Source organism: Altibacter sp. HG106 (genome assembly GCF_028561755.1).
GTDB lineage: Bacteria > Bacteroidota > Bacteroidia > Flavobacteriales > Flavobacteriaceae > DFVG01.
Genome location: NZ_JAQQTD010000004.1, coordinates 202,290 through 224,166 on the forward strand (window position 1 = coordinate 202,290; position 21,877 = coordinate 224,166).

Annotated in this window: 17 protein-coding genes and 1 tRNA gene; 12 read left to right on the plus strand and 6 right to left on the minus strand. The window is 43.7% G+C overall.

What is annotated here, in order from left to right:
* Nucleotides 1-113: 113 nt before the first annotated feature.
* The 9 genes from rseP (at nt 114) to PO830_RS08260 (ending at nt 12,088) form a co-directional block, all read left to right on the plus strand.
* Nucleotides 114-1,439, plus strand: a complete 1,326-nt coding sequence (rseP, locus tag PO830_RS08220; RefSeq protein WP_272853061.1) for an RIP metalloprotease RseP — start codon at nt 114-116, stop codon at nt 1,437-1,439.
* Between the two features lie 75 nt (nt 1,440-1,514).
* A tRNA-Asn gene (locus tag PO830_RS08225) sits at nt 1,515-1,588 on the plus strand.
* A gap of 41 nt (nt 1,589-1,629) precedes the next feature.
* Complete coding sequence (locus PO830_RS08230; RefSeq protein ID WP_272853062.1) at nt 1,630-2,328, plus strand: TVP38/TMEM64 family protein; 699 nt, start codon at nt 1,630-1,632, stop codon at nt 2,326-2,328.
* A gap of 219 nt (nt 2,329-2,547) precedes the next feature.
* Nucleotides 2,548-5,187, plus strand: coding sequence for a M12 family metallo-peptidase (locus PO830_RS08235; RefSeq protein WP_272853063.1), 2,640 nt, complete (start codon nt 2,548-2,550; stop codon nt 5,185-5,187).
* A gap of 207 nt (nt 5,188-5,394) precedes the next feature.
* Nucleotides 5,395-7,425: a sensor histidine kinase gene (locus PO830_RS08240; RefSeq protein WP_272853064.1), complete on the plus strand. Its 2,031-nt coding sequence runs from the start codon at nt 5,395-5,397 to the stop codon at nt 7,423-7,425.
* A gap of 3 nt (nt 7,426-7,428) precedes the next feature.
* A complete protein-coding gene (locus PO830_RS08245; RefSeq protein WP_272853065.1) occupies nt 7,429-8,061 on the plus strand; it encodes a response regulator in 633 nt (210 codons plus the stop codon).
* A gap of 106 nt (nt 8,062-8,167) precedes the next feature.
* The gene (locus tag PO830_RS08250) at nt 8,168-8,650 is read left to right on the plus strand and encodes a T9SS type A sorting domain-containing protein (protein ID WP_272853066.1); all 483 of its coding nucleotides are present in this window, start codon (nt 8,168-8,170) and stop codon (nt 8,648-8,650) included.
* A gap of 4 nt (nt 8,651-8,654) precedes the next feature.
* Nucleotides 8,655-9,311 carry an outer membrane beta-barrel protein gene (locus tag PO830_RS08255; protein WP_272853067.1) on the plus strand — a complete coding sequence of 219 codons (657 nt, stop codon included), beginning with the start codon at nt 8,655-8,657 and terminating at the stop codon, nt 9,309-9,311.
* Nucleotides 9,312-9,313: 2 nt separating this feature from the next.
* The gene (locus PO830_RS08260; protein WP_272853068.1) at nt 9,314-12,088 is read left to right on the plus strand and encodes a hypothetical protein; all 2,775 of its coding nucleotides are present in this window, start codon (nt 9,314-9,316) and stop codon (nt 12,086-12,088) included.
* Between the two features lie 153 nt (nt 12,089-12,241).
* Here the strand turns inward: PO830_RS08260 and PO830_RS08265 are convergent, their stop codons facing one another.
* The gene (locus tag PO830_RS08265) at nt 12,242-13,210 is read right to left on the minus strand and encodes an NAD-dependent epimerase/dehydratase family protein (RefSeq protein ID WP_272853069.1); all 969 of its coding nucleotides are present in this window, start codon (nt 13,208-13,210) and stop codon (nt 12,242-12,244) included.
* 91 nt (nt 13,211-13,301) lie between these two features.
* On the opposite strand from PO830_RS08265, the gene PO830_RS08270 reads away from it, so the two are divergent.
* Both PO830_RS08270 and PO830_RS08275 read left to right on the plus strand, forming a co-directional pair.
* Nucleotides 13,302-13,898 carry a hypothetical protein gene (locus tag PO830_RS08270; RefSeq protein WP_272853070.1) on the plus strand — a complete coding sequence of 199 codons (597 nt, stop codon included), beginning with the start codon at nt 13,302-13,304 and terminating at the stop codon, nt 13,896-13,898.
* A 75-nt stretch (nt 13,899-13,973) separates the two neighbouring features.
* Entirely contained in the window at nt 13,974-16,043 is a 2,070-nt protein-coding gene (locus tag PO830_RS08275; protein ID WP_272853071.1) for a M13 family metallopeptidase, read from the plus strand.
* 47 nt (nt 16,044-16,090) lie between these two features.
* Here PO830_RS08275 and PO830_RS08280 read toward each other — a convergent pair whose 3' ends face one another.
* Nucleotides 16,091-16,894, minus strand: a complete 804-nt coding sequence (locus tag PO830_RS08280) for an SDR family oxidoreductase (RefSeq protein ID WP_272853072.1) — start codon at nt 16,892-16,894, stop codon at nt 16,091-16,093.
* Nucleotides 16,891-19,242 carry a M20/M25/M40 family metallo-hydrolase gene (locus PO830_RS08285; protein ID WP_272853073.1) on the minus strand — a complete coding sequence of 784 codons (2,352 nt, stop codon included), beginning with the start codon at nt 19,240-19,242 and terminating at the stop codon, nt 16,891-16,893. Before PO830_RS08285 ends, PO830_RS08280 begins: the two co-directional genes overlap by 4 nt.
* A gap of 113 nt (nt 19,243-19,355) precedes the next feature.
* Between PO830_RS08285 and PO830_RS08290 the strand changes: the two genes are divergently transcribed.
* The gene (locus PO830_RS08290; protein ID WP_272853074.1) at nt 19,356-19,820 is read left to right on the plus strand and encodes a CBS domain-containing protein; all 465 of its coding nucleotides are present in this window, start codon (nt 19,356-19,358) and stop codon (nt 19,818-19,820) included.
* Here the strand turns inward: PO830_RS08290 and PO830_RS08295 are convergent, their stop codons facing one another.
* Genes PO830_RS08295 through PO830_RS08305 form a run of 3 tightly spaced genes read right to left on the minus strand, consistent with a single transcriptional unit; the run spans nt 19,821 to nt 21,640 of the window.
* Complete coding sequence (locus PO830_RS08295) at nt 19,821-20,177, minus strand: hypothetical protein (protein WP_272853075.1); 357 nt, start codon at nt 20,175-20,177, stop codon at nt 19,821-19,823.
* A 1-nt stretch (nt 20,178) separates the two neighbouring features.
* Nucleotides 20,179-20,739, minus strand: a complete 561-nt coding sequence (locus PO830_RS08300; RefSeq protein WP_272853076.1) for an HNH endonuclease — start codon at nt 20,737-20,739, stop codon at nt 20,179-20,181.
* A gap of 37 nt (nt 20,740-20,776) precedes the next feature.
* Nucleotides 20,777-21,640 (minus strand): DUF6268 family outer membrane beta-barrel protein, encoded by an 864-nt coding sequence (locus PO830_RS08305; protein ID WP_272853077.1) that lies wholly within the window; start codon nt 21,638-21,640, stop codon nt 20,777-20,779.
* Between the last annotated feature and the right edge of the window lie 237 nt (nt 21,641-21,877).

The following is a 21,877-nucleotide window of genomic DNA, read 5'->3' on the forward strand; positions in this document are numbered from 1 at the left end:
CCTGTTTCGGGTCTTGGTGCTTTTATTTTTTTTAGAGCCGCTAAACCGTTACTTTTGCGCATTGATTCGCACACAGCAAATTCATTGCGAGCGAAATATTAGAAGTAGTACTTATGAGTCCATTTGCAGTTAAGGCCATTCAGCTTTTATTGAGCTTATCCATATTAATTGTTCTTCATGAAGCCGGGCATTTCATTCCGGCGAAAATATTCAAAACCCGTGTCGAAAAGTTCTTTTTGTTCTTCGACGTTAAGTTTGCTTTGGTCAAGAAAAAAATTGGTGAGACGGTCTACGGAATTGGTTGGCTGCCTTTGGGAGGCTACGTTAAAATTGCCGGAATGATTGATGAGAGCATGGACAAAGAACAAATGGCGCAACCGCCACAACCTTGGGAGTTTAGAAGTAAACCGGCCTGGCAGCGCCTCATCATCATGTTGGGAGGAGTTACGGTAAATATTATTGTAGGGGTGATTATTTATATTGGTATTTTCTACAGCACCGGAGAACGAATCATCACCAACGAGAACTTGCCAAATGGGTTTTCGGTATCTCAAAACTTTAAGGAACTTGGGTTTCAGGACGGAGATCGCGTCACTGCAGTCAATGGGGCGCCTTTTAAAAACCTGAACAACCTGAACAAATACCTGTTTCTGCGTGATGTAGAAAGCATTACCGTTTCGCACCCCGATGGAACTTCAGAAACTATTGATCTGGCAGACGATATTGGCATGGACATGTTCCGCGCAGGCGACTTACAACCTTTTACGCCCATGCGTACCACTGTAGTAGATACGATTTATCCGGACTATCCGGCGGCGGAAAGTGGAATACAACCCGGAGATCGTGTGGTGGCCATTGATGGCACCCCGGTAAGTACCTTCCGAGGCATGTCGGAAGCCGTCTTCGAAAAGAAAGGAACAGAAATCGCACTTACGGTACAGCGCAATGGCTCCGAACAAACCTTCAACGTAACGCCAAATGAAGAAGGGAAATTAGGAATCAACAATCTCGCTAAAGAATATGTGAACAACTACCAGCAAATTGATTACACCCTTTGGGAAAGTATTGGGGGTGGTATCAATTATGGATACAATGTGCTGCGCGATTATATCGCTCAGTTCAAATATGTATTTACCAAAGAAGGGGCCACTCAAATTGGCGGCTTTGGCGCTATTGGAAATCTCTTTCCGGATACCTGGAATTGGTTGAGCTTTTGGGAAACAACAGCCTTGATCTCTATTATTCTAGCGTTTATGAATATTCTCCCCATTCCTGCGCTAGATGGTGGCCACGTGATGTTTTTGTTGTATGAAATGGTGACGGGTCGAAAGCCTAACGAGAAGTTTTTAGAGTACGCCCAAATGGTCGGCTTTTTCCTATTGATCGCCCTAGTATTGTTCGCAAATGGAAACGATATCTATCGCTGGTTATTCGAGTAGTAAAAAATTTATAGTACTTTTTTGCAACGGTAAAAAATAAGATTATATTTGCGTCCGCAAAAAAGGATAATTCCATCCTCCATAGCTCAGTTGGTTAGAGCACCTGACTGTTAATCAGGGTGTCCTTGGTTCGAGTCCAAGTGGAGGAGCAACATCAAGCCGGCTATTTAGCTGGCTTTTTTTTTAGCATATGTCGAAGAAATCTTCAGAAAAAAATACGAAAAGTCGGCTTCCCCTATGGCTCTCTATTATTATAGTGGTAGGAATCATTGGCATGTATTTTCTGAATGATTCTTTCCAAGAAACCCTCAATGAGGCCTGGAATGTCCTTACTAGTAACGATCAGGAACGCATCGGCCAATGGGTCGCTGGTTTTGGGTGGTTGGGTCCGCTTGTGATCATCATTGCCATGATCGTGCAGATGTTTCTTATTGTTGTGCCTACGTTAGCGCTCATGGTGGTAAGCATTGTAGCGTACGGTCCTATTTGGGGAAGTTTAATAGTATATACCGCCATTTTTTGTGCCTCGAGTGTGGGGTATTTTATAGGCTCTTATTTCGGTGAAACGGCTGTAACCCGACTCATCGGAAACAAGGCCGAACAAAAGATCGAAGATTTTCTGGATGATTACGGGTTTTGGGCTATTGTAGTGACCCGAATGAATCCCTTACTATCTAATGACGCCATTAGCTTTGTGGCGGGAATCCTAGGCATGAATTATTGGAAATTCATCGGCGCCACCTTACTCGGCATTACGCCGCTCACCTTGTTTATTGCCATTCTGGGAGAACATACAGACGGGTTGAAACAAGGACTTATCTACGGGTCTATCGCCAGTTTCCTCATCTTCGGTGGATACATCTACTGGGACAAGAAAATTCGAGACTAAGCGCCCTGTGCTATTTCGTAAAAGGTTAAACCTCAGTTATTTTACGGAAAATCATTACTAACATCCATCTTATTATCGGTATCTTAAATAAGGTTTGACTCCCCAATCAAAGCAACCGATTCCGTTTCTTAATGGCCAGGCGCAAGATCTTTCTACCACGCACTTGCTCTAATAAAGGCCTTGGCAAGTTTCATGTATTAATAACTAAAAACAACTCTTATGAAACGAAATTTACTGCTTTTAGAACTGGCAGCCGCTCGTTTACATCACTTCGGTGTGAATCGATTGCTGCTTTCGAACCTTCAAAAAACAGGGGTCATGCTTTGCCTGCTGTTGCTATCGACCTTCACTTTCGGTCAAAGTCAGATCTATCAAAAGGTGCAACAACAAAAATCGAATGGCGTGAGCTTTCAGGAAACTTCTGTTTTTTCTGAAACAACCACCCGCTATCAGAACGGTGATACTTTTTACGATCTTTCGGCGGTACATCTACTTCAATTGGATGCCCCACTCGAATCGATCCCTTCGGAAGCGCTGAGTTTTCAAATCCCTTTAGGGAAGCAATCCAGTGTCACCATTGATCTGATTTCAGTACCCGAACGATTTTTTAATTACGAATTGGTCACTTCAGACGGAGAAAACCTCCCGCCCAATCAATCCGGCGCGAAACACTTTCAAGGGGTGGTACGCGGACAACCCAATAGCCTTGTTGCCATAAGTTTTTTTGATAATGATGTTATGGGACTGATTGCTACTTCCGAAGGAAATTTTAACCTCGGAAAGCTAACCGATTCCAATCAATTCATAGTGTATAATGATACTAATCTTCGGGAAACTCCTACACTGGATTGTACCACTGAAGATGATTTTGAACCCTACGATCAGGAAATACTGTTCCGAGAAGCTCCAAAACAAACACGGGCTTTCGAAACCAACTGCGTACGGTTCTATTTTGAAACCGAATTTGATATTTTTCAGAGTTTTGGCTCAGTAACCGGGGTCGAAAACTATGTTACCGCACTGTACAATCAGGTAGCCATCCTTTATATGAATGAAGGGATCGACACTTCCATCAGTATGATCAACGTTTGGACGAGCACCGATCCGTACACCTCCACAGGTACAGCGGGCTTGCTCTCACAGTTTCAGGCAAACACAGGAGCCTTTACCGGAGACCTTGGACAACTCTTAACATTCCGAAACGTAGGAGGAGGTCGTGCCGCAGGTTTCGATGGGATTTGCAACCCTAATTCAGATCTTAGCCTATCCGTTTCCGGGAATCTAACCTCCACGGTTACGAATGTTCCTACCTATAGTTGGAATGTCATGGTGGTCACCCACGAATTTGGCCATTTATTTGGCTCTAGACATACCCATGCTTGTGTGTGGAATGGAAATAATACTGCGATTGATGGCTGCGCCGGATTTACAGAGGGTAGCTGCTCCTTACCAGGAATTCCTTCCACGGGAGGGACCATTATGAGCTACTGTCATATTCAGACCGTAGGAATTAATTTCACCAATGGTTTCGGGCAACAACCGGGGAACGTGATCCGTGCGGAAGTAGCGAACGGAGGCTGTTTGGGCTCTTGTTCTCCCTGTCCGGTGACCTCTAACCCATTCGATTTATACACGAAAGACAGACCCTTCGATGTGGGGAATGAACCCAATCCCGATACCGGACCGATGTGGATTAGTGAAGATATCTGGGTACGTCAATCGCTGGACGGAGGAACGACGCCTCAAAATCCAGAATTTAAGCTGCTTGAACCGAACGGTGTCTACGTAACTGTGCGCAATCGTGGTACGACTACTTCCGATTGTGCCGTATTGAAAGTGTATTTCAGTAAAGCCTCTACTGGCTTACAATGGCCTACACATTTTAATAACTACTATCAGAATGTGGGGGGTTCTAGCGTATTGCATGGTGATATCATTGGGACGGCCATCGTACCCTCCTTGGCACCCGGAGCCTCGACGCTTGTTGAAATTCCATGGTATCCGCCCAATCCGGCTGATTTTACCAACGATGTCCACCATTTTTGCTTGGTATCTCGCATCTTATCAGACAACGATCCTATGAATAGTGAGGTTGCTGGAAGTGTGAGTCCGAATGTTCGAAATAACAACAATATCGCTTGGAAAAATTTGAGTGTGTATGATGTAGATCCGGTTAACCTGCCACCACCTACCAGTGTCTTTGTTCGTGGTATCGATCGTGAGTCTGAGCGGGTTCGAATTCGTTTCTACGGAAGAGGATTTGAAGATTACATCCCGGGGCCATATTTCGAAAATGGAGACGTGTTAGTGACCATTGAACCAGAATTATTTGAACGGATGCTACAAGCAGGAAGTTTGGAAAATGATGGTGTTAAAATAGTTGATGATAATGTGGTACAATTATATTCCCCGGAAGCAGTGTTTACCAATGTTCCGGTTCGTTATAATGAAACGTTCTCACTTGGGTTCCAATTCCGGTTGGACGAGGGTGTGACACTAAAAGAAGGGGAAGGATTCCTACTGGATGTGGTTCAAGAAGACCAGTATGGACGTGTCATGCAAGGTGGAGAACGCTTCTTCATCACCGATGAAAAAGAGCGTTCCGCCATAAGTGATGTTAATAGTTTCGATTTCAGTATCGTGCCGAATCCGAATAATGGTTCCTTTGAAATTCTTACGGAAAAGGTAACGACGGGATCGTATGAAGTACTCGATATATACGGGGTAACGATTGCGAGAGGATCGTTTAATGCAACCCGAAATGTCTCGATCGACCTCAATACATCTCCAAGCGGAGTATATTTTGTCAAAGTAAGTGCTAACGGATCGATAGCGACACAAATGATGGTGAAACAGTAATTGTTTCCCCTCACGAACTGTATAAACCCTGTCATATATGGCAGGGTTTTTTAATGTTTGCGCTAGTAACGTAAATTGCAGGTTTTAAGGTTAGCTATAACCTTCTTTGCAGTAAGAAACCATCGCAAATGTCAATACCTGCATTTTCGTTATCTTTAACGCATCGATTTTGACAAACTGTATTGATAAACCTTCAAATGCGTAGCTATGAAATTAATGGCAGTCGTACAATTTGTCTTTTTTATACTCTTAAGCAGCCATGGCGTTGCACAAGAGAAGCCTTCACTCGAACGTCAAGTTCAGGAGCTTTCAGAAAAAGTTCAAACAACCACCGGTAAAGAAAAATTAAAATGGCTCGACAGCCTCGCGACTATCACTTATGGGTATTCGGAATTTAATTTTGATTCCTTAGCAATTGCAACTATTAAACATTCAATTTCGATTGATTCCGTCGATGTTGGAGCTTATCATGTGGTCAATAGAATGTATAACTTCACCGGTAGAAATTCGAATCCAGATAGTTCCAAACAGATCTTTGAATCGTTCAAAGAACAGCATATTTCGAAGGTTAAGAAACATAGAAGGATCGCTAATTTCTATAAAGCCGGCGGCCTCCTATACTACAATCGTAACGAATACAATACGTCATTGACGTATTACGATGAAGCGCTTAAAGCCGCAAAAAAAACAACGGATTCTCAAGCCATTGGAGAGATATATATGGGGAAGGGAATGGTTTATTATGCGCTAGGAGCTATTTTGCCTTCCTCTCAAAACCTTCAAAAATCAATCCCGTATTTCCGCAGTACAGGCAGTACCTCGGCGATCATCAATGTTAAAAATGTGATGACAAGCCTGTATTCGAGCAACGGCTTCTATGAGCAAGCAGAAAAAGAGCGCAATGAAGCGATTGCCTTGGCGGAAGAAGTCTCGCATCACCTATTTCTGTCGCAACTTTATTTCAATCAATCTGCAGAACTCAGAAATCGTGGAAAGGTTGAAGAAAGTCTGCCTTACCTAGAAAAAGCACTAGCAGCCATTGAACAATCACCTTATAAAAACTATTATAAACCTATCTACCTCGCAGGCATGGTTAGCGCACAGGCAAGAGCTGGAAATCTAACAATGACCGAGAAATATTGGAATCTGTTAAAACAAGAAGACTTAAGAACCGCTTCGGGGGAAAATCAAGCGTATTATCTGGAGGCACAGATGCAACGCGCATTTGCTCTTGGAAATTTTGAGCGAGCGTCGGGATTGGGAGAATCGTTGCGCGAACTACGTGCCGAAACAAATAATCTGGAAGGCCTTCGGGATGCAGAACAATTCTTGTCTAAAACCTATCGTGCATCAGGGAGGTATCAAGAAGCTCTGGAGCACAATATCCGCTTTCACACGCTGAATGATTCGCTAACAAATATAACGAAAGCCAACGCGTTGAGTTATTATCAAACCTTGTACGAAACCGAAAAACGAGATTATAAAATTTCAGCACAAAACAATAGAATCAATTTGTTGGATGCGAAGAACCAACTAAAAAATCAATGGTTGCTGTTTGGAGGTCTTGGTCTGTTATTCGTTTTTAGTACGATTGTCGCGCTACGATCACGGCACTTTGCCAAACGCAAGCAAAAAATGCAACAAGAATTTGCTCAAAACGTGCTATTGGTACAAGAGTCGGAACGAAAGCATATTGCCAAAGAACTTCATGACGGACTTGGACAACGCTTGCTGTTAATTAAAAATACCTCCCTTATTAATCCAGGTAAAGTTCCCGAAATGGTGGATGCTTCCATCGAAGAAATTCGGGCGTTATCTAGAAATTTGCATCCTGTAGGACTGGAAAAATTCGGGCTGACAAAAGCAATCGTCAATATGGTTGATGAAGTGAATGAGGCGACTGAAATTTTTATTTCCGAAGAAGTTGATAATATTGACGGGAAGTTTCCGGAAGAGCAAGAGATTTATTTGTACAGAATAATTCAGGAATGTCTGAATAATATCATAAAACACAGTCATGCCACTGCCTCGAAAGTTTCGGTTGATGATTCCGAAGACAAAGTTATCATTACCGTTGAAGACAACGGGAAGGGGTTTCAGATGGATAAAGGAATTAAAAAAGCAAAAAGTTTCGGATTACAATCACTGACGGAACGAGTCGATTACCTCAAAGGAAAAATCGAATTTGAGAGTTTTCCGGAGAAAGGAACCAAAGTAATAATCACGCTATATAAATAAGTATTGGAAGCGAATATTAAAATTGTTATCGCTGATGACCATCCACTACTGTTGGAGGGAATTGTATCTGTAATACAGAAGCACTATCCCGAGTTTGAGATTTATAAAGCTTCAAACGGAGCATCAGCGCTACAATTGATTACAGAAGAAGTTCCGGACATCGCCATTTTAGATATCGAAATGCCCTTACTCAACGGGATTGAAGTGGCTACTAAATCAAGAGCATTGAATGTGGCGACAAAGATCGTGTTCCTTACGCTTCACAAGGAAAAATCATTTTTCGATGAAATACAACGCTTAGATGTCGAAGGATATGTACTGAAAGAATTCTCCATACAAGAGATCATCGTATGTATCGAAAAAGTTCTCAAAGGTGAGACTTATTATAGCAGTCATATTCAAAAATTCTTGCAAAAAGGTGATAGTGGCCTGCCGCAGTTTACCAAAACTGAAACGAACATCCTTAAACTTATCGCCCAAGGAAGAACTTCGAAAGAAATTGCTGAGATGCTTTTTGTGTCTCAAAAAACAGTTGACTCCCACCGTTATAACATATCCAAAAAACTCAACTTACCCGGCGAAAAAAATAGTCTTCTGAAGTGGGTATTGAAAAATGCTTCCAGAATTAAGGGGTAACCCTTAGAAAAATCGGGGTTTCGCCCTATAGCTTTCCGCTTGATGGTGTTTTTTCTTTACATCAACAATTCAACATGAAAGAATTGTCGTACAAAACCCATCGATTATGGCAACAAAATTATTCTACGTTGGGGTCTTCCTGGCCTCCTGTTCCGTAACGGGACAACAACTCCAACGCTCCTCCATCGGGATGAGCGGACAATCTACTACTGTAAATAGGAAATACGTAAGCGAAAGTGTAGGGCAACAAAGTGTCTTAGGAACCTTTGCCACCAACAATCACGTGGCAAGGCAAGGATTTCAACAGCCTTTGCTTAAAATTACACCGCTACCACAGGAGTACGATGCACTAAATGCCGTCTTATTCCCGAATCCCGCTGTTTCCATAGTACACATACAGTTTTATGAAGAGCTGGATAATCCTGTCGAGTTCTCATTGTATGATAACAGCGGTCGCTTAGTGCGTACGGCAGTACTGGAACCATCAGTACAAGTTCAAATTGACGTTACCGGGATCGCTTCAGGAAGTTATATCGTTCGTATCGTTTCCGGTAATAAATCGCTTCAAGCTAAACTCCTCAAATACTAATCTTATGAAAACACTACTATTTCTGCTGTTAGGCATGTTGGCAGCAAGCAGTACGGCTCAAGAGTTCATGATTCAAGGGGGACAGTCCTTCACCTCATTTGAGTATTGTGATTCACAAAACAAGGCGTTAGAAAACCTACAATCTAAAAATTTACCTTTTCTCTCCGTGGGAACTCGAATTCCGCTATGGGAAGAAAAACTGCAAATTACAGCGGGGCTTCGACTACATCAATACGGAGCCATAGGCAGCGACAATATTCTAGGCAATTATTATGAATGGACCACATCCTACGCCGGATTACAGGTAGGGATCGATGCTCAGCTATTTGAAATTGATAGGTTCACATTGCATCTAACGGGCGATTTAGGTCCGGAATTCCTGGTTCAGGGAACCCAAACGCTCAATAATCAAGTATTCGACTTAAAGGATACCGCTGATTTTGACGGGCCCATTATCCGATACAATGGAGGCGCCTTATTTCAATACAAGCTTACCAGCTTGCTTTCTGCGGGGGTGCATTACACCTATGGAATCACATCTAAAATTGGCAAAAAAGGCGAGCAACTACGATACAACGCTCATGATCTTGGCGTGTCACTTTTTTTCAGCCTAGCAAAACATGAAAATGATACCAATTCTCAAATTGAAAAAACCCAATAATTATGAAAAATATAATTACTTCACTTATTGGCATCTTAATGTGCACCGTCATGTTAGGGCAAACAGATGCTATTAGTTATCAAGCGGTTATTATAGACCCCAATGTACAGGAGCTTCCTGGTGTGAATGCGACCGGAAATATTCTTCCGAATACAACCATTGCTTTGCGTTTTACGATTCTAGATGACTCTGGAGCAATAGAATATCAAGAAATTCAAAACACGGAAACCGATGCGTACGGACTTATCAATGTCTTTATAGGTCTAGGTGAAGCCGTACAAGGGCAGTTTGATGAGATTCTTTGGGATGGATTTTCCAAAGATCTTCAGGTTGAAATCGCTTTTGAAGGCACCGATTTCGAACCGTTAAGCCAGCAAAAATTAACGTTCATACCCTTCGCTTATCACCGAGATATTATAGCCTCTGGGGATGTGACGGTAGAAGGAACAAGCACGTTTCTCAGCGATGTTATAATTGATGGCACTACAACCTTAAACAATGGAGTAGAACTTAACGGCACGACCTCATTAAATGGAGACCTCACAGTTGCGGGAATAACGAATCTCGAGAATGAACTTAGTGTGGAGGGGACCGCTGCTTTCAACGATGACGTGTCCATTTCGGGAAACAATAGTATAGAAAATAATCTTTCGGTGGTAGGCGCTTCAGTTTTGGGTGGTGCATTGCGAGTAGAAAACGGAAGTGCTACGCAGCTTTCCGGTGCGCTCGATGTGACAGGGGCAACCACGCTAAATGAAACATTAGATGTGTTAGATGCTACCAGCTTGGGAGCAACATTGGACGTCATGGAACAAGCCAATTTCAATGCGTCTGTTGCTGTTTCAGAAGACATCACTGTGGGGAACAACACCACGATTTCGAATAATCTCGTAGTCGGAAATGCTACTACTATTGAAAATGAATTGACAGTAGGTAGCGACGCACGTATTGAAGGCATGACTACGATCAACGGTGCCACACTTTTAAACAATTCGCTCACAGTGGCGAATGAAAGCGCAACGGAGCTCTCGGGTACGCTTTCCGTTGCCAAGAATACGGTCATAGACGGAACCACGCTGTTACAGAATAAATTGACAGTAGCTAATGAAAGTCCGACAGAACTCACCGGTGCCTTGATCGTACAAGGGAATACAACTATGAATGAAGATTTTACCATTAATGGTACAACGAATATTAACAAAGACTTGTTCGTGCTGGGGGAAAGCTCGCTCGATGGAATATTAACGGTGGGAGGCGCAACACAACTGGATGATAACCTTGCCGTATCGGGTACCTCTAATTTTGAGGAAGATGTAACCATTCAAAGTAATGCGCTTATCGCTGAAACCCTTTCGGTAGATGGCGTTACTTCGTTACATGATGAATTGCAGGTAACTAATGCCGCATCCACTAATTTATCCGGAATTCTAAATGTGGAAGGGATTACGTCGTTAAATGCTGAATTAAGCGTACAAGGCAGTTCTGTTTTTGAAAATGATGTCGTAATTAACGGAGAAACAGCACTCAATAGTGATCTTGAATTAACGGGAAATTTACAAGTTTCCGAAGAAATTGAAACCGCGACACTCCTTGTGAAGAGCAGTAATGGTAGTGGCCATATTGCCACGTTCGAAAATACGAGCGGAAGCAGAAATGCCGATGGAATTGCCATAAAACTAAATGCGAGTACGTTAAGCATCGACAATCATTTCCTATCCTTTTATGGGGATGGAGACTATTTGGCCGGGCGTATTGAAAGCTATGATCTTTTAGGAGGAGACTTATTTGAAAGCTTTCCTTCTCCAGATTTCAGTACCCTGATCGATGTCTTTGATTTTAGCCAAGTGTTAGAGTATGAACCACCATCGCTGGATTTTTCGCAGGGGTCTTTTCCAAACCCTAATTTTAGTAGAGGAAGTTTACCAAGTTTGACCATAGATTTTGGAGCGTTAGATTTTGATTGGAACAGAGGAAGCTTGCCTAGCTTAAGTTTTAATGGAGGAAGTTTACCGACAGCTGATTTTGATATCGGAAATCTGAATTTGAATTTTGACGGATTTTTTAATCCTTCAGCTGGAATAGATGCAGCGAGCCAAATAGCAGAAATGGTTGGATGGGCAGAAAGAAACGGAAGCCCCGGATTTATCCCAACTACCCCTACTAAAATTGTCTTAACTCCACTGATTTTAGGCGCCAGACAGTTATCTAGAAATCAAGGAGTTGTCTATGGTTCTAAAGGGGCCGATTATGCCGAATGGTTAGAAAAGGAAAACCCTGAGGAGAATTTTTCCATTGGAGAGGTAGTGGGTGTAAAAGGAGGAAAAATTTCAAGAAACACCGAAGATGCAGACCATGTGATGACCATTTCTTACAACCCAATTGTTCTCGGGAATATGCCGGAAACCGGAAAAGAAGATGCTTATGAAAAGGTTGGTTTTATTGGGCAAGTTCCTGCATTGGTCGCCGGAAAAGTAGTAAAAGGAGATTATATAGTTGCCAGTGGAAATAATGATGGATATGCTAAAGCCGTGTCGCCGGACAACATCCAACTACAGGATTTAAAAAATATTATAGGTCGTGCCTGGTCTGAGTCGAATGGAAATAATCTAAGCTTGATCAATGTTTCCGTAGGTTTAAAAACCAACGAATGGATTGTTATTTTTGAACAACAAGATGCCAAGCTCAAGGCCATAGAAGCAAAACTAGAGAAATTGGAAATAGTCTCACAAAAAGTAGCGAAGCTAGAACAGCATTTACAGCAATTGGGGCTAGAATAACGACCTCAATTATTTGTCAAATCGATGAAATCCCGTTGCCATGGCAACGGGATTTTTATTTCAAGTTAAAGGTGTCAATATTGCTGAAACGGCATTCTTCAACACAACCATTTCGCAACAACTGTCAACTATTGAAGCTACTGAGAATTGTGGTTAATTAGAGGTGTCATATTCGGCATAGAGACCTTCAATCATTTTCTCCGTCATTTCATCCAACCCCACTTGGTGCTGCCATCCCCAATCGTTGCGTGCTTCCGTATCGTCTATACTTTGCGGCCAGGAATCGGCGATCTCTTGTCTAAAATCAGGATCATACGAAATGGTGAATTCAGGAACGTGGTTTCGAATGCTACCCGCAATGGTTTCAGGGTCAAAACTCATGGCGGCTAAATTGTAGGCGCTTCTAATTTTAATATCCTCCTTTTCGGCCTCCATGATTCCAATAGTGGCGGCAATGGCATCATCCATATACATCATGGGTAATTCCGTATCCTTTTCAAGGAAGCAAATGTATTTTTTGTGCTTTAACGCCTTGTGGTAAATATCCACTGCATAGTCGGTCGTTCCACCACCGGGAAGTGTCTTATAACTTATGAGCCCGGGATATCGAATGCTTCGAACATCAACGCCGTATTTATTGAAATAATACTCGCACCAGCGCTCCCCTGTTTGTTTGCTGATACCATACACCGTAGAAGGCTCCATCACCGTTCGCTGTGGGGTGTCTTGCTTAGGGGTTGTACTTCCAAACACCGCGATGCTGGAAGGCCAGAAAACTTTCTCGATCTTTCCTTCTTTGGCGAGGTTGAGCACATTGAATAAAGAATTCATGTTCAAATTCCAAGCCTTCATCGGGAATTTTTCAGCCGTAGCCGAAAGCATCGCTGCCATGAGATATACTTCGGTAATTTCGTAATTGATGACAATATCTTGTAGCGCATCGTAGTTCATCGCATCGAGCACCTCGAAGGGGCCTCCCTTCATGAGCGCTTCGTCTCCTTCGCGAATATCGCTTGCAATTACTTTATGAGGAGCGTATTGTTGTCGCAGACGTTCGGTGAGTTCCGTACCAATTTGCCCACAGGCTCCAATTATTAAGATTCGTTTTTTAAGGGGTTGCATAGACTGTTTTTTCAAAGATAGGGATTACCACTATTTCTTTCCATAGGAAAAAGCGGCTATCCTCAATAAATAGTATCTTTGCGCCAAACTTATGAAACCAATTTTTCTTCTTTATTTCTTCGGAGGCCTACTGCTGCTTGGATGTGGCACGGAAGCTTCAAACGAAGTTGCCACACAGGAGGTGGTGGGAGATAGTCTGAAGATCTACGGAAACACAGAATTTCCGTTCCCGACCTTATCTTCGGAAGTGGAAGAAGCGCTGCTTCGGTGGTCTGACTATCAGGATTTTCAGGGGGATATTCAACAACTCAATGGCAATGCCCTTAATTTTCTGCGACCCAGAACCGAATTATTGGCGAACAGAGCCGATTCTCTGCTCAAAGATTTTCCGGATAGCATCTTCGGAAAACCCATTCATAGCCGAATGGTGATCGTCAACACCCGCATCAAATTGCTGAATCAAGCCGTGCAACGCTCACGACCCGACACGGTGAAAGTGGCATATTATGTTTCCGAATTAAACAAGGCCCTGCAAAGCCTGATGATTCAACTCAATGAAAAATATCAAAAGGAAGCCATCGATGAACAGCGAAGAGAAGACGAACTAAAAGAGCTGGAAAAACAACAACGATTTCTCGATTCTGTATACCAACAAGAATTGAAGGATAATAATGATCAGAATCTGTAACAAATCCAGCTTCGAATCAACCAATTACTAATGCCCGAACGGCAAATACGTTCGACTCAATTTAAATTCAAAACAATGAAAACACCCTTCTTAACAACAATGCTTGCCGTTGCAGCTACGCTGATAGTTGTTTCTTGCAATGACAAGGAAAAGAATATGGCGGCAAACGCCGATGAGGGCCCAAGAGGTATTATTTTGGCCAATATGGATACCACGGTAAGTCCGAAAGCCGACTTCTACAACTACGTCAACGGCACGTGGATGAAAAACACAGAAATTCCAGACGATCAAGTACGCTGGGGCGGATTTAATGTCTTGCGGAAGAAAACCGATCAAGATGTGCTAAATATTTTGGCGAAAGCGCAAGAAAGTGATGCCTACGCGGCAAATACCGATCAGGCGAAAGCGATCATGCTTTTTGAGACTGAATTGGATACCGTAGCAAGAGATGAAGCCGGAATTCAACCGTTGCAGCCCGCGTTAGATAAAATTGCGAGCATCTCTTCTGTGGAAGAATTTCAGAAAGTGATGACCGAAAATGCGACCACAGTGTCTCAACCTTTCATGGGAATCGCAGCCTTTTCTAACCCTAACAATAGCGCTATGAACGCGGCGTATATCACCCCAGGAGGGCTTGGGTTACCCGATCGCGATTACTATACCAACGACGATCCTGCTTCGCAGAAAATCCGTCAACAATATGTAGATCACATCACCAGAATGCTTCAGTTTTTAGGTGATTCGGAAGCTGAGGCACGGAGTCAGGCGGAAACCATCTTAGCCTTTGAGACCACCTTGGCAGAACCTCGTCTGGATAAGGTAGCTCGTCGAGACTTCCGAAACTTCAACAACCCAAGAAGTATGGCTCAGGTACAGGAAATGGTTCCCGCCATCCAATGGGAACAAGCTTTTGATGACCTAGGTGTTGAGAAGGAGCTCGATACGGTTATGGTGATGCAACCTGCCTATATGGAAACCTTGCAGAATGTGCTAGCGGAAGGCGATATCGATACCTGGAAAACAGTAATGCGTTGGCAAACCTTAAACGATGCTGCCGGGATGCTAACCACGGAGATCGAAAAAGCCAACTGGGACTTCTACAGCAAAACCCTGAACGGAACGAAAAAACAACGTCCGGCCGATGAGCGCGCTCTGAGAACTATCAACGGAAGTGTTGGTGAAGCGCTTGGAAAGCTATACGTAGACGAGATGTTCCCGCCGGAAGCAAAAGCAAAAGCCGAAAACATGATCGCCAACGTTATCGCCGCCTATAAGGAGCGTATACAGAACTTAGAGTGGATGAGCGATAGCACTAAAATAAAGGCGGTTGAAAAGCTAGATAAGTTCACCGTGAAGATCGGGTATCCCGATAAATGGAAAGATTATTCTTCTATGGCGGTAACCCCTGAGAATTCGTACTACGAAAACAGAATCGCAGTGAATCAATGGTTGTTGGAAGACAATTTATCTCGTATTAACGAGCCGGTCGATAGAACCGAGTGGGGAATGTCTCCGCAAACGGTAAACGCCTACTTCAATCCCTTCAACAATGAGATCGTTTTCCCTGCGGCTATTTTACAACCTCCTTTCTACGACTACAAAGCAGATGAAGCTGTAAACTACGGAGGCATTGGAGCAGTAATCGGACACGAAATTTCTCACGCCTTTGACGATAGCGGTTCGCGTTTTGATGCGGAAGGAAATTTGGTGAACTGGTGGACCGAACAAGACCTGGAAGAGTTTACCAAGCGTGGTACCGCATTGGCGGATCAATACAGCAGTGTTGAGGTACTGGATAGTGTCTTTATCAACGGAAAATTTACCTTAGGAGAAAACATCGGAGACCTGGGAGGCTTGTTGGGAGCGTATGACGGACTACAACGTTTCTACGAAGAAAATGGCCGCCCTGGAAAGATCGATGGATTCACACCCGAACAGCGTTTCTTTATGAGCTGGGCCACTGTATGGCGTACCAAGCAACGTGAAGAATCCCTACGGGAGCAGGTAAAGACCGATCCCCACTCTCCTGGACGCTACCGCGCTACCGAACCTCTTAAGAATATTGATGCTTTTTACGAAGCTTTTGGTATTGAACCAGGAGATCCTATGTACGTAGCTCCTGAAAATAGAGTTCGAATTTGGTAATCAAGGAACTGATAAATTCTGAAAGGGCGCCAATTGGCGCCCTTTTTTTATATGGGATGCTGGAAAGTATAGTGGAGCTCCGAAGGGATGAGCACAGAATCTACTTGTTTGTTCATCCACGTTGAAGAGGGTTCTGAATACTGTGGAGGGGTGAGTCCAAGTTCTTTTGCTTTTGAAACGTAATACGCTTCCTTGGAAGGATGGTCTGGATGCACCGCATTTAAAATATGTCCAAAGGCTTCTTGCTGAATGATACTCGCAAGGATATTCAGGCAGTCTTTGCGATGAATTAAATTCACCGGTGCATTTCCGTTGCTCAAACCGGTTCTGCCGGCTAAATAGCGAACGGGTTGCCGACTCCCCCCAATGAGTCCGCCAAATCGAACGATGGTCGTCTTAAGTGGTGCTTGAAACCAAAGTTGTTCGGTTTCCAATAACTGTTTCCCGGCTTCCGAATCGGGTTGTGGCGTTGTTTTTTCGGTCACCGTCCCCTGATCTGAGCCGTAGACCGAAGTACTGCTAATGAAGATCACATGCGGAATCTCCTGTCGAACCACTTCGGTGAGCAGATGCTTCATTTTCGCTACATAATTCACCCCACTGTGTTTTCGTAGCCCCGGTGGGATCATAACAACATAACAATCAATTCCTTCGAGAAATTCGGAAGGCGACCCAGCGAGTCCGCTTTCCATCGCATGCAAAACGAATGCGCGGTATCCTTTTTGCTGAAAGCTCGCTGCCTTGTCCGGTTGCGTAACCGATCCTCGTACACGATAGCCGGTGTCCATCAAACGTCGTGCTAGCGGCAGACCTAGCCAACCCAATCCTGAAATTGCAACGTGTTGTATCATTCCGAGGTTGTGCTTACAGAGTCTAGGGCGGGAGTACGTTTTAGCAGTTCCATATTGATCTCATGCTTCTGAATGATTGCATCTGTTACAACAAAGGGTTTGGGCATGGTATTTTTAGGGCGTTTGTTGATGGAAAATTGAGGGTGTTCGAGCAGGTCGAAAGAGTATTCCTGTACCACAAAAACAGGCTGTTCACGTTCCGGAAGCGAATAGGATACTTCGAGTGAATCTTCTCCCTTCAGAAAATACGTGAGCAAGTGTTTCGAGCTTCGGGCACCATAGACGTTCCCAGTACTATCCGGAGGAATTTCTTTTCCGTTAAAACGCAAACGATTAAACGTTGTTTTCTCTGAAGTGTACAAATTTAATAAGTGCAATTTTCGCTGCGGAAGCAAGGTGAACGTGACACTGCGCTCTCCGTCTATCATCGTGTCCTGCTCTATTCGAGCCAAGACCTTCTCGATATCTTTAAAGGGAGCTTCGGAAGCATACGAATAGGAAGTACCGTATTTGCTGCCGGCGGCATTGCTCACATATTGGGAAGCTTCTTCAGGCTGATCGCCCAGGTATCCTCGGGTCCACGAATCTAAGACCTTATCGTAAGTGGTCCAATACGCTTTTTCCGAAGTAACATCTTGATAATACACCAGACTATTTGGCTTTTGTCGGCTTTCCGTGAAATCACTGCTCATGTGCGCACGTATCAAAAAGAACAGTGCCAGAATGAAAAACAATCCGGAGAGTATCCGTTTCCAGCGATAGTACCCAAACACAGGAAGGAGAAGTCCGAATAACAGTACGGTAAATACACAACTAATCACCAACATTTTTAGTCCGAGACCCACCGGAAAGAACTGAATAAGCGGGCCAAAGATAAAGAGGGCCGGAATAGCGAAGAGGGTTAACAGCAGGAGGTTGGGATTTGGCTGTTTCAGGATAACAAACAGGCTCAACAGAGCAAAGAACACCGGGATGATAAAATATCCGGCGCCTTGAAGTCCAATAGCGACTCCGGTATTGAGGAGCAACCAGAAGAAGAGTGGCGCTATTGAATAGCCGGGCAGCGTTGCTTTTTTGGAATTCCGATAGAAAAAGAAGGTGATCGCCAGCGTCAATACCACAAAAAGGGCGATGTAGGTATGCCCATTATAGGTAAAGCCATGTTGTATTTCTTCATAATGCGGGTAGGCCCATAAGATCAGTTTCCATCCAAAGAACCCAACCAAGCCCGATCCGATGAGGCTGCCTAAAAAAGGGAGAAAACCTTTTCCGATAGCAGACAGTTGAAGCGTGCCACGTTGTATTCCGAAGAAAATCAATCCAATAAAAACGAGCCAGGCGAGGAGCAGCATAGGGAGGATCCAAGAAAACGGATAATGCACCAACTTGAGCCAAGGAACATTGAAATAAACATGGTCTGCTTCGGCGCGCGTAGCTTCCAATGGGGCGTCCCCGAAATAGTGCAACAGCGGCAGCAGATACGACCCTTGGTGCTGTAAGGTGTTGCGATCGAGACGTTCAAAATTATCGTTGGCCGTATGGTAGTCGTAATGATCATCGATAAACGCAAAGAAGAACCCGTCTAAGTCGCCATCTTCTCGCAGCACGGTAGAATCGGTGTCGTTGGGAAGCATTTTATAAATGCTATACATCAAGGAAGTGGCTACGGGATATTCGGGGTTGGCATTTTGAAATGCTTTAATCAGGTTCGCATTCCCGTGATTTGTTTCAAGAATCATATTGCTGGGGCCGCCGCTACCCCGGGCTTCAAAATTCAGGGAGATTCCCACGTCTTTCGCCCAGGGGTGCTCGTTCACAAAGAGTTTGGCGCCATCGAGTCCGGTTTCTTCTCCGTCTGTAAATAAAATAATGATGTCGTTCTTGGGTTGTTTGCCCGACGCCTTAAAAGCCCTGAGGCTTTCTAAAATGGTTACCACCCCACTTCCCGCATCACTGGCTCCATAGGAAGGTACCAATGCACTGTCGTAATGGGTAAAGACCAGTAATGCTTTTCCCTCCTCGCTACCTTCTAGCCGTGCCAGGATATTGATGGGTTTGCTTAACACGCCCCGGTTCGGATGTAGTAAAAAACCTTCCTGAGTGGTAGGCTGAAGTCCGAGGGCTCTCAATTGCCCCATGATATAGGTGCGCACTTCAGACAAGGCTTCGGAAGTAGTAAAATGAGGCTCTTTACTGATTTCTTTCAGCGGCACCAGAGCACGTTCGGTAGCGAATTCGGTTTCGGGAAGACTTGCGGGAGTGCCCGAAGAAGGCATCATGCTATAAAATCCATAATAGAGAAATCCACAGACGAAAAGTACCGATAAAAGGGCGTAAAAGCGTTTCATAGGTTGGTTTTGGTGCAGGCAAGGTACAATTAAATCCGGAACTTCAAAGATGTTAAAGGCGATGAGGGTTTGATAAAAATTGGGTATATTTAAAAGGATAAAAACCTTATCTTATGGGAATTAAAAGTTATATCGGCAAGCGCGCCAAGAAGCCGAAAGGCTCTTCGGAAAATATAAAAGTATCGGATTATATGAGCACTAACCTCGTGACCTTCCGCCCTCAGCAATCGGTATTGGAAGTGATGAATACATTGATTAAAAAGAAAATTTCCGGTGGACCCGTGGTGAACGATAGAAACGAATTAGTAGGGATCATCAGTGAAGGTGATTGTATGAAGCAGATAAGTAACAGCCGCTACTACAATCAACCCATGGAAGACATCAAGGTAGAACAACATATGGCTACGGAAGTAGAAACCATTGATGGTAACATGAACATCTTTGACGCCGCCGACAAGTTCCTCACTTCCCGAAGGCGGAGATTCCCAATCGTCGAATCGGGTAAATTAACCGGATTGATCAGTCAGAAAGACATTTTAAAGGCCGCTTTAGAATTGAAAGGGCAGTCCTGGAAATAACTACAATTGGATGTCGGTGCGAACCAGTAAGTACCAATCATTTTCCAACGGGAGGTATCCTTGGTCGTAAACGTAGTAATAGACAGTTCCGGCTTTGGTAACGTATTGTCCTGTGAAAAACTGAAAATTAAATCCGTGCTTATCTAAGGTCGATTTGCGGACCTTCGTTTTATCCTGAGTGTTCAAGGCTTCCAGAATGCGGTAGTTTTTCCGCAATCGGTTGTTGATGTTTCGAACCAACTGTTTGCTGTCTTTGTTCAGCGCGTTGTTATGCGCATTTCGACAAGCATCACTGCAGAACTTTTTATCAGAACGGCCAATGATCTTATCTCCACATTCGGGACAGCGTTTATCCATGTCAGTAATCGGTTATGTGACCCCAATTTTCGCCCGACTTAATACGGTATAACTGCATTTCTGAAATGCCAAACTGTTTGGCGATCATGCGCATCCGTGTCTTGCGATTCGGGTCAAATATTTTCCGCTTAATTAATCGAACTCTTCCGGGGGTAAGCTTAGAATAACGCGGGTTGTTCTTCGTGCGTTCTTTGCTTTCTATAACCGCAGGGTTGTTCAAATTGTGAGCGGTAAGCTCTTTTCTGGTGACGTATTGTAAATTTTCAACATGGTTATTCGACTTGTCAAAATCCAAATGAATTACATACGGTTTTTCTTCAGGATTGTCAATAAACACATCGGCTACGCAGCGATGGACATACAGTAGTTGTGATTTTCCCGTCTTTCTCATTACCGAGAAAACTTCGTAACCACCAAGTACATAAGGGGTGAGCAATTCACCGTTTTCGTCGTACTTAAAACGAACTACGCGTCCATGGCTAGAGACTTTGAAAATTTCATTGCTTCGCCATGTGGGCTTATGCATATCCTTCCAAATCTCACCTTTAAAACTTCGTATCATATAGCTGGGGAGTTTATCCAAAGATAACAAAATTATGTTAGTCGTTTGGCGTTAGGTGAAAGCGGTAAATAGCTTCAAATTTGAAGAAAAATCCACCATTAATCACTGGGTTTAAACGGGTTCGGTCATCACCGAAACTAAAGGCAGAGAGCCCTAAATCGATTGTTTCTCCCTGTTGATATACTTCGTAATTATTGCTTGAGTATCCTAATTTTCCACGCAACAACACTTGTCTATCGAACGCATTGTATTGCAGATAGCTGGCAAACTCCAGCGAACTCAAATCCACATACAGTTGAGGCGTTGGTGCCTCGGTAAGGTTGAAACTTCGGCCGATACCGTAATAATCCAGCCCAACGGAAAGTGCTCCAAACCGATAATTAATATCAGTGGCGATGGGTAAGGATACATCCATTTCAAATTTTTGATTTTCGCTTAGGTAATACCAACCGATGATAGGTGTTGTGAAAAATCCAAACGCTTCCTGCGAGCCATAGGCTCCGAAGCGATAGATAAGGCGCTCCTTTTTTTGATATTTCAGAAGCGCAAACCCTCCAAGATAAAAGTCGTCTCCCGTAATGTTCCCGTAGTCGGATGCAATCTTCGGAAGCGCCACAATGGTAGTGCTCCACCGATCGTTAAAAGTGGTCGCTACCCCTAGTTTTAGCGTGGTGCTGTACAAACTAACGAAGGTGGTATTGGGCGCGAGCTGCAAATGATTTCTGCTATAGGACAGGCCGGAAATTAGGGCGTTGTTTTCATTTAAAACGATGGGAAACGTGAGATCGGCTTCCACCGATTGAACTTGTGTCTCGCCTGGAGTCTCTTCGAAAGTATTCTGAAAGGTACGTCCAAAACCTATTTTTACAAGGTCTACATAGTCCTGTGCACTTACTGTCACAGGAATTAAAAGGAGAAAAAGGAAAAATTTGTTCAAGGGCAACCCAATTGGATGGGTTAAAGATAGGAGTTTCTTGGGAGTTTCGCTCAGCGCATTCAGCGAGACCATTTTTTTAGCCCGCTAAGAAAGATTCGCTTCACGAAAGGGAAGAATTCCTGAAAAACCGATATTCATAGTGCTTATAAGGCTTCCACTAGTCTATTTCTGTAAAATTTCTTACTTTCGCAGCCTTATAGA

Excerpts from the sequence above, each read along its gene's own strand:
- PO830_RS08300 (WP_272853076.1), bottom strand. The coding sequence starts at position 20,739 with ATGATACGAAGTTTTAAAGGTGAGATTTGGAAGGATATGCATAAGCCC.
- PO830_RS08280 (WP_272853072.1), bottom strand. The coding sequence starts at position 16,894 with ATGATACAACACGTTGCAATTTCAGGATTGGGTTGGCTAGGTCTGCCG.
- PO830_RS08235 (WP_272853063.1), top strand. The coding sequence starts at position 2,548 with ATGAAACGAAATTTACTGCTTTTAGAACTGGCAGCCGCTCGTTTACAT.
- PO830_RS08230 (WP_272853062.1), top strand. The coding sequence starts at position 1,630 with ATGTCGAAGAAATCTTCAGAAAAAAATACGAAAAGTCGGCTTCCCCTA.
- PO830_RS08295 (WP_272853075.1), bottom strand. The coding sequence starts at position 20,177 with ATGGATAAACGCTGTCCCGAATGTGGAGATAAGATCATTGGCCGTTCT.
- PO830_RS08250 (WP_272853066.1), top strand. The coding sequence starts at position 8,168 with ATGGCAACAAAATTATTCTACGTTGGGGTCTTCCTGGCCTCCTGTTCC.
- PO830_RS08240 (WP_272853064.1), top strand. The coding sequence starts at position 5,395 with ATGAAATTAATGGCAGTCGTACAATTTGTCTTTTTTATACTCTTAAGC.
- PO830_RS08265 (WP_272853069.1), bottom strand. The coding sequence starts at position 13,210 with ATGCAACCCCTTAAAAAACGAATCTTAATAATTGGAGCCTGTGGGCAA.
- rseP (WP_272853061.1), top strand. The coding sequence starts at position 114 with ATGAGTCCATTTGCAGTTAAGGCCATTCAGCTTTTATTGAGCTTATCC.
- PO830_RS08270 (WP_272853070.1), top strand. The coding sequence starts at position 13,302 with ATGAAACCAATTTTTCTTCTTTATTTCTTCGGAGGCCTACTGCTGCTT.
- PO830_RS08290 (WP_272853074.1), top strand. The coding sequence starts at position 19,356 with ATGGGAATTAAAAGTTATATCGGCAAGCGCGCCAAGAAGCCGAAAGGC.
- PO830_RS08285 (WP_272853073.1), bottom strand. The coding sequence starts at position 19,242 with ATGAAACGCTTTTACGCCCTTTTATCGGTACTTTTCGTCTGTGGATTT.
- PO830_RS08275 (WP_272853071.1), top strand. The coding sequence starts at position 13,974 with ATGAAAACACCCTTCTTAACAACAATGCTTGCCGTTGCAGCTACGCTG.
- PO830_RS08255 (WP_272853067.1), top strand. The coding sequence starts at position 8,655 with ATGAAAACACTACTATTTCTGCTGTTAGGCATGTTGGCAGCAAGCAGT.
- PO830_RS08260 (WP_272853068.1), top strand. The coding sequence starts at position 9,314 with ATGAAAAATATAATTACTTCACTTATTGGCATCTTAATGTGCACCGTC.